Genomic DNA, 18,189 nt, shown 5'->3' with positions numbered 1-18,189 from the left:
ATGGCTAGAAGACAAGATAAGAATACAGTACAGAGATTTAATAAAATCTCAATTGGTTTGGCATCTCCAGAATCTGTTTTGGCAGCATCTCGTGGTGAAGTTTTAAAACCTGAAACTATTAATTATCGAACACATAAACCTGAAAGAGATGGTTTATTCTGTGAGCGTATTTTTGGTCCTGTAAAGGATTTTGAATGTGCTTGTGGTAAATATAAAAGAATACGCTATAAAGGTATCGTTTGTGACCGTTGTGGTGTTGAAGTAACTGAAAAGAAAGTACGTCGAGATCGTGTTGGGCATATCAATCTTGTGGTGCCTGTAGCTCATATCTGGTATTTCCGTTCGTTACCAAATAAAATAGGATACTTACTTGGGTTGCCATCTAAGCGTTTGGATATGATTATCTATTACGAACGTTATGTTGTAATCCAGCCTGGAGAAGCAATTAATGCTGAAGGAGAACCCTTACAAAAAATGGATTTCTTAACAGAAGAAGAATATCTTAATATTCTAGAAACACTTCCGAAGGAAAATCAATACTTAGAAGATACAGATCCAAATAAGTTTATTGCTAAAATGGGAGCTGAATGCTTAATAGACCTTTTAGCAAGAATAGACCTAGACGAGCTATCTTTTGAATTACGTCACAAAGCAAATACTGAAACTTCTAAACAGCGTAAAACTGAAGCGTTAAAACGTTTGCAAGTAGTTGAGGCATTTAGAGATTCTAATGCTAACCGTGAGAATAAGCCAGAATGGATGATCATGAAGGCCATTCCTATTATTCCACCAGAATTAAGACCATTAGTACCATTAGATGGTGGACGTTTTGCAACATCAGATTTGAATGACCTTTATCGTCGTGTTATTATTCGTAACAACCGTTTAAAGCGTTTAGTAGAAATTAAAGCTCCTGAAGTCATTCTCCGTAATGAGAAACGTATGTTACAAGAATCAGTAGATTCATTATTTGATAACACACGTAAAGCTTCTGCAGTAAAAACCGATTCTAACAGGCCATTAAAATCATTATCCGATTCATTAAAAGGTAAGCAAGGACGTTTTCGTCAAAACTTACTTGGTAAACGTGTTGATTATTCTGCACGTTCGGTAATTGTTGTTGGGCCAGAATTGAAATTATTTGAATGTGGATTGCCTAAAAATATGGCAGCAGAATTATACAAACCTTTTATCATTAGAAAACTAATCGAAAGAGGTATTGTGAAAACTGTAAAATCTGCGAAAAAAATTATAGATAGAAAAGAGCCAGTAGTTTGGGATATATTAGAAAATGTTCTTAAAGGACATCCAGTATTACTAAACCGTGCTCCTACATTACACCGTTTGGGTATTCAAGCATTCCAGCCAAAATTAATTGAAGGAAAAGCAATTCAGTTACATCCATTAGTGTGTACTGCATTTAATGCCGATTTTGATGGTGATCAAATGGCAGTGCATTTACCGCTAGGTCCAGAAGCAATTTTGGAGGCTCAGTTATTAATGCTTGCATCACATAACATATTGAATCCAGCAAATGGTTCGCCAGTAACAGTACCTTCACAAGATATGGTTCTAGGTCTATATTATATGACCAAACTGCGAAAGTCTACAAAAGAAGTTTCTGTTTTAGGTGAAGGCTTAACATTCTACTCTCCTGACGAAGTAACTATTGCTTATAACGAGAAGAAGGTTGACTTAAATGCTGGAATAAAGGTAAGAACAAAAGATTTTGATGAAAATGGAGAGTTAACAACTCAAATTATTGAAACTACTGTTGGTAGAGTACTATTTAATGAAAAAGTACCTGAAGCTGCTGGCTATATCAACCAAGTATTGACAAAAAAATCATTACGTGATATTATTGGTAATATATTAAAGGTAACAAGTGTGCCAGAAACAGCAGCTTTCTTAGATGAAATTAAAACCTTAGGATATAAATTTGCTTTTCAAGGCGGATTGTCATTCAGCTTAGGTGATATTATTATTCCTGCTGAAAAGCAAGGTATGATTGATCAAGCCAATGGCTTAGTTGATGGCATCATGGCTAATTATAACATGGGATTAATTACTAATAACGAACGTTATAATCAAGTTATTGATATATGGACCTCTACTAATGCTGAATTGACCGAGTTGTCTATGAAGCGTATTAGAGAAGATCAACAAGGATTTAACTCAGTATATATGATGCTAGATTCTGGGGCTCGTGGATCTAAAGAACAGATTCGACAGTTAACAGGTATGCGTGGGTTAATGGCTAAGCCTAAAAAATCTACTGCAGGTGGTGGCGAAATTATTGAAAATCCTATTCTTTCTAACTTTAAAGAAGGTCTTTCAATTTTAGAATATTTTATCTCTACTCACGGTGCACGTAAAGGTCTTGCAGATACAGCACTTAAAACCGCTGATGCTGGTTATCTAACACGTCGTTTGGTTGATGTATCTCAAGATGTAATTATTTACAGCGAAGACTGTGGTACATTAAGAGGTATTGAGGTTAATCCTTTAAAGAAAAACGAAGAGGTTATTGAAACTCTTGAAGCTAGAATTGTTGGTCGTACCTCATTAAACGATGTCTATGATCCAATTACTGAAGAACTTTTAGTTGGAGCAGGGGATCATATTAACGATGCTATTGCTAAGCGAATTGGTGAATCACCATTAGATGCTGTAGAAGTTCGTTCAGCATTAACGTGTGAAGCTAAAAAAGGAATTTGCGCTAAATGTTACGGACGTAATCTAGCAACAGGTAAGATGGTACAACAAGGCGAGGCTGTTGGAGTTGTTGCTGCTCAGTCAATTGGAGAGCCAGGTACACAGTTAACACTTCGTACATTCCACGTTGGAGGTATTGCAAGTAACATTTCAGAAGAGAACAAATTAACAGTTAAGTTTGATGGTATTGCTGAAATTGAAGATCTTAAAACTGTTAAGAGTACAGATAGTGATGGAAAAGAAGTAGACGTTGTTATCTCTAGAACATCTGAATTAAAACTTGTTGATGCTAAAACGGGTATTACACTAAGTACAAATAATATCCCTTACGGATCTTTCATCTATGTTAAGCCAGGTGATAAAGTTAAAAAAGGAGATGCTATTTGTCAATGGGATCCATATAACGGTGTAATTATTTCTGAGTTTGCTGGTAAAGTTAGATATGAAAATATAGAACAAGGTGTGACTTACCAAGTCGAAATCGATGAGCAAACTGGTTTCCAAGAGAAAGTAATTTCTGAATCTAGAAACAAGAAATTAATACCTACACTTCATATAGAAGACTCAAAAGGAGAAACGATACGTTCATACAATTTACCAGTAGGAGCTCACTTGATGATTGACGATGGCGAAAAAATTAAGGTTGGTAAGATTTTAGTTAAAATACCACGTAAATCAGCGAAAGCTGGTGATATTACAGGAGGTTTACCTCGTGTTACTGAGCTGTTTGAAGCGCGTAACCCATCCAATCCTGCTGTAGTAAGTGAAATTGATGGTGTTGTTTCTTTTGGTAAAATAAAAAGAGGTAACCGTGAAATTATTATTGAGTCTAAACTTGGTGAGATTAAGAAATACTTAGTGAAGTTATCAAATCAAATTCTAGTTCAAGAAAATGATTATGTTAAAGCTGGTATGCCATTATCAGACGGATCGATTACACCAAACGATATCTTAAATATTAAAGGGCCAGCTGCTGTTCAACAGTATCTAGTTAATGAAGTACAAGAAGTATATCGTTTACAAGGTGTGAAGATTAACGACAAGCATTTTGAAGTTGTTGTAAGACAAATGATGCGTAAAGTTAGAATCATTGATTCTGGTGATACTATTTTCTTAGAAGATCAATTAGCTCATAAAGCAGACTTTATTGAAGAGAATGATAAAATTTTCGGCATGAAAGTCGTTGAAGATGCTGGTGACTCTGAGACGTTAAAGCCAGGTCAAATTTTAACCTCTAGAGATTTGAGAGACGAAAATTCAATACTTAGAAGAGAAGATAAAGCGTTGGTAACTGCTAGAGATGCACAGCCAGCTACTGCAACTCCAATCTTACAAGGTATTACGAGAGCTTCTTTACAAACGAAGTCATTTATCTCTGCAGCATCGTTCCAAGAAACGACTAAAGTTCTTAATGAAGCTGCCGTAAATGCAAAAGTTGATGACTTAGAAGGATTAAAGGAAAATGTAATTGTTGGACATAGAATTCCTGCAGGTACAGGTGTAAGACGCTTTGATAACATTATTGTTGGTTCTAAAGAAGAATTTAACGAAATGATGAAAGCTAAAGAAGAGATGAACTATAATTAATGAAACTATTTTTTGATTTCTTAAATTATAATTTCTATACAATCACAAAATCCCGTTATTTACGGGATTTTGTGTTAAATTAAACATTAAATAAAAATTTAATTATGGCTGAAGATAAAAACCCGAAGAAACAAGGTATCAATATAGAATTAGATGAAAAAGTAGCAGAAGGAACTTATTCCAACTTGGCAATCATTAATCATTCTGTTTCTGAATTTGTGATAGACTTTGTAAGTATCATGCCTGGAACACCAAAGAGTAAGGTTAAATCTAGAATTATTTTAACACCACAACACGCCAAGCGATTGCTCAAGGCTTTAGGTGATAATATCAATAGATTTGAAAAATCTCATGGAGAAATTAAAGATTATGAGCAACCTCCAATTCCGCTTAATTTTGGCCCTACAGGACAAGCATAAAATAAAGACCCTTTACATCATTTAGATATAAAGGGTTTTTTAATAGCAATTCAGTATATAGTTTAAGCGACTTCTTTTTTATTGATGTTATATTGCAATGCACCAGAGGGGCATTTTTTAACTTGTTTAATTATTTTCTCAGTAGATGCACCATCAAGGTCTATCCAAGGAATAACAGATTGTCTAAATACATTTGAAAGTTCTTTGGCACAACGCTCAGCGTTTACGCACACGCATGGTTGATAAGTTACAGTAATATCTTCATTACTGAATACATTTGCAGTAGTTTTCATAGTAGATCAATTTGGGGTTTGAATCTGAATTAAATGTAGATAACTAAAACGTTGTAATTTCAATTAAATCGATTAAGTGTTTAAAAAAACCGATAAAACGCATTTTTGCAAGTGCATTATCGACGAACTACATTCAAGATTTATTCAAATTCAGAAGTGAAATGGAATGTTATGTTTGGATATTTCTGTTGAGTCATCTGTAATGAGAATGCTGAATCTGCCAAAAACACAAGCTGGCCACGTTTATCTTTTGCAAGAAAACGTTGCTTAACTCTTAAGAACTCTTTGAACTCATCACTTTTAGAGTCTTTTGGATCTACCCAACATGCTTTATGAACATTTAAATTTTCATAAGTACATTTTGCACCATATTCATGTTCTAGACGGTATTGAATAACCTCATATTGTAACGCACCAACTGTACCAATGACTTTCCGACCATTAAGTTCTAAAGTAAATAATTGTGCTACGCCTTCATCCATCAGTTGGTCTATTCCTTTATAGAGTTGTTTAGATTTTAAAGGGTCTGCATTATTAATATATCTAAAATGCTCTGGTGAAAAACTTGGAATTCCTTTATAGTTGAGAACCTCACCTTCGGTAAGTGTATCACCAATTTTAAAATTCCCAGTATCTTGAAGTCCAACAATATCACCAGGATATGAAATATCTACAATCTCTTTCTTTTCTGCAAAAAATGCATTCGGACTTGAAAATTTTAATTTCTTATTGTGTCTTACATGTAAATAAGGGGTGTTTCGCTTGAACTCACCAGATACAATTTTAATAAATGCTAAGCGGTTTCTATGATTAGGATCCATATTGGCATGAATCTTAAAGACAAAGCCAGTGAACTTTTCTTCATCAGGTTTTACTAAGCGTTCCTCACTATTTTTTGGTCTTGGTTTTGGTGCTATTTCAATAAAGCAATCTAATAACTCACGTACACCAAAATTGTTTAATGCCGAACCAAAAAATACAGGTTGTAATTGTCCGTTTAAATAGTCGTCTTTATCAAATTTAGGATATATACCATCTACTAGTTCGATTTCATCTCTTAATGTTTGAGCAGCTTTTTCACCTACCAGTTTGTCTAATGTCTCATCATTTAAATCATTGATCTCAATAGTTTCTTCAATATCTTTTCTACTATCACCACTAAATAAATTGATGTTTTTTTCCCAGATATTATAGATGCCTTTAAAATCATATCCCATTCCTATAGGAAAACTTAAAGGAATTACAGTTAGCCCAAGTTTTTGTTCGATCTCGTCTAATAAGTCAAATGCATCTTTACCTTCACGATCCATTTTATTTATAAAAACAATCATAGGAATGTTTCGCATCCTACAAACCTCTACAAGTTTTTCAGTTTGCTCCTCAACACCTTTAGCTACGTCAATAACTACAATAACACTATCTACAGCCGTTAATGTTCTAAATGTGTCTTCAGCAAAATCCTTGTGACCAGGAGTATCAAGAATATTAATTTTTATACCGTCATACTCAAAAGCTAGAACAGAAGTAGCAACAGATATACCACGTTGGCGCTCAATCTCCATAAAATCACTTGTGGCCCCTTTTTTTATCTTATTACTTTTAACAGCTCCTGCTTCTTGAATCGCACCACCAAAAAGTAAAAGTTTTTCAGTTAAGGTTGTTTTACCGGCATCTGGATGAGAGATGATACCAAATGTACGACGTCTATTAATTTCTTTTGTAAAACTCATAAATTCTTTCAAAATGATTGCAAAGATAGTATTTATAAAAACAAATAATCAGTAGCGGCAAGCCCTTTTTAATTTTATGATAAGTTTGACGTAATTTTAAATTTTTGATTGTTATTTTTGCTTGCTATGATAGAAGAACACGTAATTCTAGTTAATGAAAACGATGAGCAAATTGGAACAATGCCAAAAATGGAAGCTCATGAAAAAGCAATATTGCATCGTGCTTTCTCTGTTTTTATATTCAATGATAATAATGAATTGATGTTGCAGCAACGTGCTAAGCATAAATACCATTCTCCATTGTTATGGACCAATACTTGTTGTAGCCATCAGCGGGAAGGCGAAACTAATGTACAAGCAGGAAAGCGTCGTTTACAAGAAGAAATGGGTTTTATCACAAATCTTAAAGAAACCATTTCTTTTATTTATAAAGCACCTTTTGATAATGGTTTAACAGAACATGAATTTGACCATATTATGATTGGTCATTATAATGAAGCACCAATTATAAATCCAGAAGAAGTAGAAAACTGGAAATGGATGCCATTAGAATCTGTAAAAGTTGATATTGAATTGCATCCAAAACTGTATACAGAATGGTTTAAGATCATCTTTGATAAGTTTTACGAACATATAAACATTACTAAGAAATGAAAGTAACTGTAAGTAGAAAAGCTCATTTTAATGCAGCACATCGTTTATATAGAAAAGATTGGAGCTTAGAGAAAAATGATGCAGTTTTTGGGAAGTGTAATAACCCAAATTTTCATGGACATAATTATGAATTGATTGTAAGTGTAACTGGAGCTATCGATAGTGAAACAGGATATGTTATAGATATGAAGGTTTTAAAAGATATTATCAAATCTGAAGTTGAAGATGCTTTCGATCACAAAAATCTTAATATCGAAGTTCCTGAATTTCAGGATATGAACCCAACTGCTGAAAATATTGTTGTCGTTATTTATAATAAAATCAAGCCTAAGTTAGACCCTGATTTTGATTTAGAAATTACACTTTATGAAACACCTCGGAATTTCGTAACTTATTCTGGCTCATGAATACATTATTATACCCTGTAAAGTTCACACCCATTTTGAAAGATAAGATTTGGGGAGGAGAAAAACTAAAAACGCTATTACATAAAGACACTCAACTTAACAATGTTGGAGAAAGTTGGGAAATAAGTGATGTTGAAGGCGATACCTCTATAGTTGCAAATGGACATTTAAAAGGGAAATCTCTTAAGATGTTATTAGAGCATTACAAAGCAAATCTATTAGGCGAAAAAAACTTTAGTGTTTTTGGTAATACCTTTCCATTACTTATCAAATTTATTGATGCAAAGCAAGACCTTTCAATTCAATTACATCCTAATGATGAATTAGCAGCAAAGCGTCATAATTCATTTGGTAAAACCGAAATGTGGTATGTGATGCAAGCTGATAAAGGTTCTAATTTGATAGTTGGATTCAATCAAGAAATGAATCGAGAAAAATATCTGAAGCATTTGAATGATAAGACCTTACCTCAGATTTTAAATTTTGATAACGTCACTTCAGGTGATACTTATTTTATTGAAGTTGGTCGTGTACATGCAATTGGAGCTGGAGTATTGTTAGCTGAAATTCAACAAACCAGTGATATAACCTATCGAGTTTATGATTGGGATAGAGTAGATGATCAAGGTAATGAAAGAGAACTTCACAATGATTTGGCCATAGATGCGTTTGATTTTGAAATGGATGATAATTTCCGAGTAGACTATCAAAAGGTTAAAAACAGATCAAATGAAATGGTAAACTGTCCTTATTTTACCACTAGTTTTCTTCATGTAACCGAAACACTATCAAAAGAAAATAATCAGGATTCGTTCTTTATATATATGTGTGTAGAGGGTGAAGCCATTATAGAAACCGAAGGTACTTCCGAGCAAATTAAACAAGGCGAAACCATTTTACTTCCTGCGGCAATAAAATCCTATAAAATATCAGCTTCAAATGCAAAACTATTAGAAGTTTATGTTTAATTTTGTAGCAAATTAATTTAATAAATATGGCAAATATTAGAGACCTAAAAAAAGACATCAACTTTGTTTTAGGAGATATTATAGAAGCGGTTTATGTTTGGGAATATTCTAATACAGACAAAGACACAAAAAAGAGTGAAGCAATTATTGATGAAGCTATCGCAACTTTTGATGAACTCATAGCAAAAGTAAACGATAAGAGTGTTGAAAATAAAAAAGCACATTTTAAAGCAATTAATAATGAACTTGAAACTAGAGGTAGAGCTCTAATAGAAAAAGTAAACAAATTATAGAAGAAAAAATTAGTCAGCTATTTGCAAATAATTATAACAAGTTTATATTTACAGGCTGTAAAGCCGATATAGCTCAGCTGGCTAGAGCAGCTGATTTGTAATCAGCAGGTCGTGGGTTCGAGTCCCTCTATCGGCTCTAAAATAAAAAACTCCAATCAATTAGTGATTGGAGTTTTTTTATTGTGTTATTGAACTCTAATTTAGTTCAGCTTCTTTTCGTTTGTCTATAGTGTCTTTTAGAAGCTTCCCATATTTTGATGCTTTAATATCATTATCTAAAGCGTTATAGATGGTGTCTAAGAAACGTATTGATGTGTTTGGAACTTCGTATATAGCTAGGTAAGGTGCTACCTCACTATCTCGATTATTCAAAGCAAAATTAATAGTGGCACTATATTTTAATCTTAAAAATTTATTTTGCTGCTCTTGAAAAGACTTGTCTTTTATTGAATCAGGACTATTCTTTAAAGCTTCAAAGTTTGACTGAAGCATATCTAAATTACGATTATTTGATTTTGTGATCATAGTCAAATAATCATCCAAAACTTCTTGTTGTTTTGAGCCTTTTATTTTAGCATTGTAATTGAAAAGTTTTAAGGTAGAGTTAATCTCAGTTGTACCTGTATCGGCAAAGAAAACAATCATTTCTTCATCTTTTACATTTTTATCTAGCTTTAAGTAAAGTACTTCTGGTTCTTCTAAATTTGTATGTAATTCAAAATTTGGATTTCCTTTTACCTCAAGAGAATCAAGAGTGATTACTGTAGAATCCTCTTGTTTCTGTAAATAGACTGTGCCTTTTTTTAAACCTTTTACGTAACCTTTTAATTTAAAGTTATGTTGTTGCTTATCATTAGCACAAGAACATAAAATAAGTCCAATTAAAACAGCAAGAAATGACTTCATTTGATTTTGATTTTAAGAGCGCAAATATCTATTATTTATTTTTGATATGCTAGCCTCCAGCTGCTAATTGCATTAAAATTGTACAGCCAATAGCAGCTATGGTACCTACAGCATAGCCTAAAACAGCTAATAAAACGCCTACAGTTGCTAATGAAGGGTGAAACGCAGATGCTACAATAGGCGCAGAGGCAGCACCACCAACGTTAGCTTGACTCCCAACTGCTAAAAAGAAATAAGGCGCTTTTATTAATTTGGCGACACCTATAAGGAGAATTGCGTGAATAGACATCCAAATAAGACCTACTACAATTAATCCTGGCGTTTCAAATACTGAACGAATATCAATTTTCATTCCAATGGTTGCTACTAAAATATAGATGAAAACACTTCCAAATTTACTCGCACCTGCTCCTTCGTAATTTCTAATTTTAGTATATGATAATAATATAGCAATAAGCGTAGCTATACTAATCATCCAAAAGAATTTAGAACCTAAAAACGTAAGCATGTTTTTTGTAGTTGGAGATTCTATGCCTGAAACGATATCTTCAAAAAATGGACCAAATATTGAAGCGCCTATGTGAGCTAAACTAACAGCTCCAAATGCAATAGCACCAATTATCATCATGTCGGTAAGTGAAGGGTTTCGTTTTACGCTTTCAGAAAATGTAGAAACTTTTTCCTTTAATTCTTCTATTGAAGATGTATCAGCTTTGAGCCATTTGTTAATTCTGTTTCGCTTACCTATTCCTATTAATAATAGTGCCATCCAGACATTTGCTACAAAAATATCTACAAATACCATCTTTCCATATTCTGTTTGATTATAACCGTAAATTTCTAGCATAGCAGTTTGGTTAGCACCACCTCCAATCCAGCTTCCAGCCAAGGTTGATAAGCCTCTCCAAACGGCATCTGGACCTGCACCACCTACAACATCTGGAGCAATAGATGCTACAATCAATATCGCTATTGGTCCACCAATAACAATGCCTAGTGTGCCGGTAAAGAACATAATTAATGCTTTCCAACCTAAATTAAAAACAGCTTTTAAATTGATACTTAATGTCATTAAAACTAAAGCGGCTGGTAAGAGATAACGACTGGCAACATAATACAAGTTTGAACTGTGTTTCATGACCTCTCCATTATCTGATGTAGTTTCCCATTCAGCAGCAATAAGTCCTGTAGTTGTTAATAAGGCAGGTACCATATAAGCCATAAATAAACCAGGAATAATTTTATAGAATTTTTCCCAGAAACCACCTTTTAAAGATTCTGTATAAAAAACAAAACCTAAGGCTAGCATTAATATTCCAAATATTATAGTATCATCAGTAATGAAAGGTTGTGTATCCATATTAGGTATTAGTTTAGTACTGCAAAATACCAAAATAAAAGCGCATAAAAAAAGCGACACAATTAAGAGTCGCTTTTGTTGGTTTTTTTAGGTTTAGGCTGTCTATTTTTTTCTTTAAGGTATTGCATGAGCATCCATTCAATCTGCCCATTGGTACTTCTAAATTCATCAGAAGCCCACTTTTCAATGGCTTTGAGCATATCTTCATTAATGCGTAGCGCAAATGCTTTCTTTTTAGACATATTATTGTTTTATAAATGCCTCAATTGTACTAACTAACTTTTGTGATAACGGGAAATCTGGACTTGAATAGGATGGTAGGTTTTCACTGTCGTTTTCAATAGTTTTAAGTACATGATTCATATTCTCTATAATAACTTTTTCTGATTTTTTATTGACCTCGTGTAACCTTTCGGCATCGTCCACAGATACTTGTATGTCTTTATCACCATTTAAAATTAAAATAGGTAAGTTCACTTTTTTAATTTCTTCAGTTGGGTTGTATTTCATCCATGATGCCATAAATGGTTGTGTTGGTTTATTAAATAATGATATGAGATTTGGGTCTACTTTTTCTATGCTACCTGTAGTTGCCAATTCTTTAAAATGAGATTCTACGATGGTAGCTATTGAGTCGCCATTTTGACGCCTAACTTGACCAATAATTGTTTTATCTACTGAATGACTTGGTCCAGCTAACGAGATGTATTTATCTACATGTGCATGATCTACTAACATTGATACCAATGCGCCTTGACTATGGCCTATGAGTATAATAGAAGAAAACCGATTATCATTTTTAAACTTGTTAATAGTAAGGTTGACGTCTTCAACAAACCCGTCAAAACTCATACCATTCATCAAAAACTTTAAATTACTTTGGGTTGCTGTACGTTTATCATATCTATAGAATGCTATTCCTTTGGAAACCAAACTGTCATTTAACATCTTAATATAGTTGGCATTTGCGTTCATCATCATCTGATTGCCATTCCTATCTACATTCCCAGAACCATGTACAAAAATAACTAATGGTTGTGATTTTAATTCTGAATTATAAGTTAGTGTGCCAGGAAGCTTAACACTATCGTTCATTATTAAAAGGTCTTCGGAAGTAATTTTGCTTTGTGCAAATCCGATGCTTACTGCAAAAACAGTAAGGGTAAGTATTTTATATAAGAGATTGCGATTCATCATTTATTAATTTTACGATTATACATATAAATAGCTATTGGTAGTAATATACTAAAACCAATAACAATTGGAGCAAACCATGAACCTAAACCAATAACATTCCCTTTTCCATTCTCAATCATCATGTAGGCAATTACTAAAAATAAAACAGCTAAAAAAAAGTTTATTACGCGAACGATTCTCGTACTGAACCTATAGTTTTTTAGGGCATTATCCTCGGTTATATTTACCATGTAATTATGTAAATGGGGCATTTTATTTATTAGTATTAAACCAATACCTATTGCTATACCTAAAGCAGGTAGTAGCCAGATCGTTGATTTATTACCAAATCCATCAGCCTCACCAGAAGCATTAAAATGAGTAGGTATCGTTTCTGGAAGTTGACTATAATTTAGTATTATGTAACCTAGCATTAGGATGTAAAGTGTCAAAGAAATTAAGTCTAAGATGATATCAACTAATTCTAGAGGGACTTCAATTTTTGGTCTATTAGTTTTCATTATACAATCTATTTTTTCCATTATTAATGGCTCAATGTACCTGTATTCACTACAGGAGAAGCATCTTTATCTCCACAAAGCACTACCATTAAATTACTAACCATAGCTGCTTTGCGTTCTTCATCTAGGTTAACAACATCTTTTTTATTGAGTTCTTCTATTGCCATTTCAACCATACTTACTGCGCCTTCAACAATCTTGTGTCTTGCAGCAACAATAGCTGTAGCTTGTTGTCTCTTCAACATGGCATTGGCAATTTCTTGCGCGTAAGCGAGGTAACCTATACGTGCTTCTAGAACTTCAATTCCAGCAATAGATAAGCGTTCGTCTATTTCCTTTTCAAGAGCATTGCTTACTTCATTTACACTAGATCGTAAAGTGATGTCTTCATCTACGCCTTCGTCTGCAAAGTTATCATATGGATACATACTTGCTAATTTTCTAACAGCGGCATCTGTTTGTACACGTACAAAATTTTCGTAATTATCTACATCAAATGCAGCCTTATAAGTGTTTTGTACTCTCCAGACCAATATAGTACTAATCATTACAGGATTACCAAGTTTGTCGTTTACTTTTAAGCGTTCACTATCAAAGTTGCTAGCTCTTAATGAGATCTTCTTTTTAGTGTAAAACGGATTAACCCAATAGAAACCGTTTTTTTTCACTGTTCCTACGTATTTTCCAAAGAGCAGTAGCACTCTTGAACCGTTGGGTTGAACCATAATAAAGCCAGGAGCTATAAAGATTGCAATTACTGTTGCAATTATAAACCAAGGATTCTTTAAAATGATCATAGTTATAATGCTTCCAAAAAATAGTATTAAAAACACAAAAAGCATTAAATAACCATTAGCTGGGACTATTATTTTTTCTTCTTTCATTGGAATGAGTTTAAGTTTAATAATTTAATATGATATTATTTTGATATTAAATATACATCAAATATTTTGTATTCGAAAATTGAGTTTGGCATACCATTTGCTATATAGTAATTGTAAATGCTTATGTTGATATTATAATAGGAGTGATTACCTTAAATAATGGAGTAAACATTTTCATTTGGTTGGTTAGTTAGTAAAAAAGCATCTCAAATTTGAGATGCTTTTTTAATGTTTACAGGTGATGATTTTGTTATTATTTAAAAATAAATGATGTGATTTCATTTATCAATGATTCAGAAACTTTTCTAAAAGGTTCGTTATAAGATTTTGAGTTTTCTAATTCTTTGCCTTCAATAATAAAAAAAACGTGATTCATATTGTCAATGATACTAAGCGATGCATTATTTGAAGCTTTAGCTAATAATTTTGCTTCCTCAACGGGTACTAATAAGTCTTTAGTTCCATTAAGGATAAGAATAGGTGCATTTAAAGTACTAATAATTTTTTGTGGGTCATATTGCATCCAACTCATCATAAAGGGTTGTACATCCTTACTGAATATAGACCCTAAGGCTATAGGATAATCTTTTGTAGTCTTCCCTTTTTTTAAAGTTTCAAATGCGCGTTTGGTAGGTGCAACTAAAACCGAATCCATTTTTGAAACCTGATCAATAATTACACGGTCTATACTTAAACCTGATCCAGCTATAGAAATAAAACCGTCTACTTTATCTTTTGAAGCTATCATACCAATTAGACTTCCTTGACCGTGTCCAATCACATATAGTTTTGAATATTTGTTTTTTGATTTAAAATGATCAATAACAGATGTGGCATCACTAATAAAATCATCAAAAGTAATGGTATTATCTACAGTACGGTTTCTAATATGTTTTACAATTCGTTTATCATACCTAAAAGTGGCAATCCCTTTGTTTGATAGTTGTTCTGATAATTGCTTAAGTGCATTGTTTTGCTGGAAATTTTGATTACCATTTCTATCTGTTGGACCAGAGTCTGCAATGATAATTGCTAATATTGACTTGTCATTGTTTTTAGGTGTTAATAGTGTACCATCAATATATTTGTTAATAGCAATATCTTTAGCTATGAAGTTGGATTCTTGAGCAAAAACGGCTATTGAAAAAAAGAGTAATAAATAACTCAATATTGCTTTCATTTGTGGTCTATTTTTTAAATATTGATTTATCAAAAATACACAAAAGGTTTTTAGTTTTTGTATAACGTTTGTTAGTAAAAATTATTTGAATCTTAATTTTTTTGATAACGCATTTCATCGACGAAATACATTATTTTATCTTATAATGTTAAAATTAAATGCATTTCATCGATTAATTATGCATTTAGACTTATTAATTAAAATAGAGTTTTATATTTGGAGTGTACTAAAATTTAGTTTTTAGTTCAATGGATTAATTAATTAATATTTGCTTATGTGCAGAATTAGTGACCCTAAATCTACCACATAGATAAAATGCAAATTAGGAAAACCGAGATTGAGGGATCTCGGTTTTTTCTTTTTACATATGTTCAATTCTTCTAAAAGTAAGATTAATACGCTCATCAACCTGTTTTTTTGTTTTTGCAATTTGATGTAACCAATGATGTTGCATATCTCCTCGCATTATAAGTAAGCTTCCATGCTCTAAAGCCAACTTGTACCTTTCAGTCTTTATTGTTCTATGTTTAAAGTGAAAATATCTTTTCTCGCCAAAACTTAATGAAGCTATTATTGGGTTTTTACCTAACTCTTTCTCATTGTCTGCATGCCAACCATTACTATCATTACCATTGCGATAACGGTTTAATAAGACTGAAGTGAATTTATGATCAGACGCTTTTTCAATATCTGATTTTAGCTGTATCAATTCTTTAGTAAAAGGTTTAGGTTTCATCGTAATATTAGAGTAGGAGTAAGATGCACTATTTTCAGCATATAATGCTGTTAACCTAGGTTGTTTGTAGGTTTTTCCAAAAATAGTAATGTCATCTTGCTGCCATTCTATTTTAGCTTTTAAATAGTTAAAATAATGGTTTGCTTTTATTTTATTATAGAAGTTAGATATATAGATAAGTTCTGCGTTGGGAAGTTTTAAAACAGTTTTTCCTTCAGAAAATAAGTCCATCACTTAATTTTTATCTAAATTAGCCTATATCCTATGAAACTCAAAATTGCTGTCATATCATTTTTAATACTACTGTTAGTATCTAGTTTTCAAAATACATCTAAGTTGCCTGATGGTTTTGTGTATGTAAAAGATATGATTCCTGATTTAAATGTAGAATTGCGTTATTTTACTGCCAATAATTTTGTTGGTGACACAATTGATGGTTATAAGGCTAACAAATTAATTTTAACTAGAGAAACTGCTGAAGCGTTAAAACTAGTTCAGCATGAGCTACAACAGCAAAATCTATGCTTAAAAGTGTATGATGGTTACAGACCACAGCGTGCAGTAAACCATTTTATGCGCTGGGCAAGAGATTTAAATGATACCATAAATAAACAAGCGTTTTATCCAGATGTTGAAAAGCGTTTTTTATTTAAAGAAGAATACATTGCAACACGATCTGGACATAGTAGAGGTAGCACAATTGATCTAACAATCATAGATGGTATTACTAATGAGCCTCTAGATATGGGAAGCCCTTATGATTTTTTTGGAAAAGAATCTTGGGTTAATCATGATGATTTAACTAAAGAACAAAAGGCTAATCGTCAATTGTTACAGCGCGTAATGCTAAAACATAATTTTAGAAATTATGCTAAAGAGTGGTGGCATTTTACGTTGCGTTGGGAACCTTTTTCAGACACCTATTTTGATTTTTTGGTTAAGTGATATGCCTTACAAAGCTATTCTGTTATTCTATTTAATGTTTCAATCATTTCATCATTAAAATTAAATTCCATTTTTTGTTTGTCTATAAATGTGATCTTAAGCGGTATTATTTTAGCATAAAAAGTGTTTTCACTAGTAGGATATAAATATATTGGCTTATCACCATGAGATGTAAGTGAGTACTTTCCATTAATCATTTTAATTTCAGCTGTTGTTTTTTCTGATGGGAAATCATAAATCCCTATGTAGTGTTTCATTGACTCATCTATTGGAATATATTTTGGTGAAGGTTTAGGAAGTTTATAATCTTTGTCAAGTAGAATTTTCCTTATGGTATGTGCTAAAATACTTCGTTCACTAAATTCACTATTGCAGAGGGCTATTACCACAATATCATCTTTTTCATAATATCGTATCATTGATTTATAGCCATAAATTTTCCCAGCAAAATCAATCATCAAGAATGGTCCTTTTTGATTTGAATAGTCATATATTTCCCATCCATAGCTATAATAAAGCCTTGATTTTTCATTCTTTTCTTTCACAGGCCATTTTAACTTCATCATCCTAACTGTATTATGAGATAAGAGTTTTCCCTTTTCTAATGCAGTAAAAAAAGACCACATGTCATCTACAGTAGAATAGAGTGAACCTCCTCCAGCAAAAGAATAACTATCAAAGTATTGAGCATTACCAATATCATTTACACCATGTGTATCTGTAGTTTTTCCAATTCCGTTAGAGAGGTTTTCAACTTTTTGACTTCTTTGTTTTTTTACACCAGTATTAAGCATATTAGACGGCTCAAAAATATGCGTTTTGAAGTATGCTTCAAATGACATATTGCTCACTGCTTCTAGAATGTAGCTTAACGCATAAAACCCAACACTTGAGTATGCTTGTTTCTCTCCAGGCTCAAACATTAAAGAATCATTTTGTACAGAGAACAAACGCTCGGTATAAGTGGTTTCTGCATTGTAGTCTTGATGAGAGTCTCTTCTTAATCCAGATTGATGTGTTAGCAAATGATGAATAGTGATTTTTTCTGAGCCATTTATATCTGGCAACCATCTTGAAAGTTTATCATCTAATGCTATTTTTTTTTCTTCAACAAGTTGCAGAATTGCTACCGCTGTAAAAAGTTTGGTTATTGAACCAATAAAATATTTTGAATCTATTACATTTTTTCTTTTTGAACTTAAATCGGCTAAACCAAAAGCACCTCTATATATGATCTCTCCTTTTTTCGCTACTAACAGTGAACCATTAAATGGTTTTATACTTCCTACATTAGCTTCAAGTAATTCTTCAATTTTCTTTTCATAATCTTGGGCATAAATGATTAGATTAGTAAAACATATAATTATTAGTGTAAGGCATAGTTTGAGAGTTCTTTTCATTTTACATTGATTTAA

Annotated in this window: 18 protein-coding genes and 1 tRNA gene; 8 read left to right on the top strand and 11 right to left on the bottom strand. The window is 32.5% G+C overall.

Translation table 11 applies throughout. From position 1 onward, the window contains the following. Nucleotides 1-4,302: a DNA-directed RNA polymerase subunit beta' gene (gene rpoC / locus Q0876_RS05010; protein ID WP_299225175.1), complete on the top strand. Its 4,302-nt coding sequence runs from the start codon at nt 1-3 to the stop codon at nt 4,300-4,302. Between the two features lie 104 nt (nt 4,303-4,406). Then, nucleotides 4,407-4,721, top strand: coding sequence for a DUF3467 domain-containing protein (locus Q0876_RS05005; protein ID WP_299224757.1), 315 nt, complete (start codon nt 4,407-4,409; stop codon nt 4,719-4,721). A 62-nt stretch (nt 4,722-4,783) separates the two neighbouring features. On the opposite strand, the gene Q0876_RS05000 is transcribed toward Q0876_RS05005, so the two are convergent. After that, nucleotides 4,784-5,014, bottom strand: coding sequence for a (4Fe-4S)-binding protein (locus Q0876_RS05000; protein ID WP_299224755.1), 231 nt, complete (start codon nt 5,012-5,014; stop codon nt 4,784-4,786). A 140-nt stretch (nt 5,015-5,154) separates the two neighbouring features. After that, entirely contained in the window at nt 5,155-6,744 is a 1,590-nt protein-coding gene (locus Q0876_RS04995; RefSeq protein ID WP_299224753.1) for a peptide chain release factor 3, read from the bottom strand. A 126-nt stretch (nt 6,745-6,870) separates the two neighbouring features. Here Q0876_RS04995 and idi point away from each other — a divergent pair, with 126 nt between their 5' ends. The 5 genes from idi (at nt 6,871) to Q0876_RS04970 (ending at nt 9,202) form a co-directional block, all read left to right on the top strand. Next, nucleotides 6,871-7,398 carry an isopentenyl-diphosphate Delta-isomerase gene (idi, locus tag Q0876_RS04990; protein WP_299224751.1) on the top strand — a complete coding sequence of 176 codons (528 nt, stop codon included), beginning with the start codon at nt 6,871-6,873 and terminating at the stop codon, nt 7,396-7,398. After that, nucleotides 7,395-7,805, top strand: a complete 411-nt coding sequence (locus Q0876_RS04985; RefSeq protein ID WP_299224749.1) for a 6-carboxytetrahydropterin synthase — start codon at nt 7,395-7,397, stop codon at nt 7,803-7,805. Before idi ends, Q0876_RS04985 begins: the two co-directional genes overlap by 4 nt. Beyond that, a complete protein-coding gene (locus Q0876_RS04980) occupies nt 7,802-8,773 on the top strand; it encodes a type I phosphomannose isomerase catalytic subunit (RefSeq protein ID WP_299224747.1) in 972 nt (323 codons plus the stop codon). Before Q0876_RS04985 ends, Q0876_RS04980 begins: the two co-directional genes overlap by 4 nt. A gap of 26 nt (nt 8,774-8,799) precedes the next feature. Further along, nucleotides 8,800-9,066 carry a hypothetical protein gene (locus Q0876_RS04975; RefSeq protein ID WP_299224745.1) on the top strand — a complete coding sequence of 89 codons (267 nt, stop codon included), beginning with the start codon at nt 8,800-8,802 and terminating at the stop codon, nt 9,064-9,066. 62 nt (nt 9,067-9,128) lie between these two features. Then, a tRNA-Thr gene (locus Q0876_RS04970) sits at nt 9,129-9,202 on the top strand. Nucleotides 9,203-9,261: 59 nt separating this feature from the next. Here the strand turns inward: Q0876_RS04970 and Q0876_RS04965 are convergent. The 8 genes from Q0876_RS04965 to Q0876_RS04930 all read right to left on the bottom strand — a co-directional run bounded on the left by Q0876_RS04965 (nt 9,262) and on the right by Q0876_RS04930 (nt 16,060). Next, nucleotides 9,262-9,972, bottom strand: coding sequence for a DUF4369 domain-containing protein (locus Q0876_RS04965; RefSeq protein ID WP_299224744.1), 711 nt, complete (start codon nt 9,970-9,972; stop codon nt 9,262-9,264). Nucleotides 9,973-10,021: 49 nt separating this feature from the next. Continuing rightward, nucleotides 10,022-11,332 (bottom strand): DUF819 family protein, encoded by a 1,311-nt coding sequence (locus Q0876_RS04960; protein WP_299224742.1) that lies wholly within the window; start codon nt 11,330-11,332, stop codon nt 10,022-10,024. A 62-nt stretch (nt 11,333-11,394) separates the two neighbouring features. After that, nucleotides 11,395-11,574, bottom strand: coding sequence for an Arc family DNA binding domain-containing protein (locus Q0876_RS04955; RefSeq protein WP_299224740.1), 180 nt, complete (start codon nt 11,572-11,574; stop codon nt 11,395-11,397). Nucleotide 11,575: 1 nt separating this feature from the next. Next, nucleotides 11,576-12,529 (bottom strand): alpha/beta hydrolase, encoded by a 954-nt coding sequence (locus tag Q0876_RS04950; RefSeq protein ID WP_299224738.1) that lies wholly within the window; start codon nt 12,527-12,529, stop codon nt 11,576-11,578. Continuing rightward, a complete protein-coding gene (locus Q0876_RS04945; protein WP_299224736.1) occupies nt 12,526-13,029 on the bottom strand; it encodes a DUF1648 domain-containing protein in 504 nt (167 codons plus the stop codon). Before Q0876_RS04945 ends, Q0876_RS04950 begins: the two co-directional genes overlap by 4 nt. Nucleotides 13,030-13,052: 23 nt before the next feature. Beyond that, entirely contained in the window at nt 13,053-13,913 is an 861-nt protein-coding gene (locus tag Q0876_RS04940; protein WP_299224734.1) for an SPFH domain-containing protein, read from the bottom strand. Nucleotides 13,914-14,166: 253 nt separating this feature from the next. Continuing rightward, nucleotides 14,167-15,093, bottom strand: a complete 927-nt coding sequence (locus tag Q0876_RS04935; protein ID WP_299224732.1) for an alpha/beta hydrolase — start codon at nt 15,091-15,093, stop codon at nt 14,167-14,169. A 361-nt stretch (nt 15,094-15,454) separates the two neighbouring features. Further along, entirely contained in the window at nt 15,455-16,060 is a 606-nt protein-coding gene (locus Q0876_RS04930; protein ID WP_299224730.1) for an alpha-ketoglutarate-dependent dioxygenase AlkB, read from the bottom strand. A gap of 33 nt (nt 16,061-16,093) precedes the next feature. Between Q0876_RS04930 and Q0876_RS04925 the strand changes: the two genes are divergently transcribed. Next, entirely contained in the window at nt 16,094-16,774 is a 681-nt protein-coding gene (locus Q0876_RS04925; protein ID WP_299224728.1) for a M15 family metallopeptidase, read from the top strand. 14 nt (nt 16,775-16,788) lie between these two features. On the opposite strand, the gene Q0876_RS04920 is transcribed toward Q0876_RS04925, so the two are convergent. Continuing rightward, on the bottom strand, nt 16,789-18,174 hold the full coding sequence (locus Q0876_RS04920) for a serine hydrolase (RefSeq protein WP_299224726.1): 1,386 nt from the start codon (nt 18,172-18,174) through the stop codon (nt 16,789-16,791). Between the last annotated feature and the right edge of the window lie 15 nt (nt 18,175-18,189).

Source organism: uncultured Psychroserpens sp., from assembly GCF_947503375.1.
Lineage (GTDB): Bacteria > Bacteroidota > Bacteroidia > Flavobacteriales > Flavobacteriaceae > Psychroserpens.
Note: the sequence above shows the minus strand (reverse complement) of the source record. Positions and strands in the feature narration are given on the sequence as shown.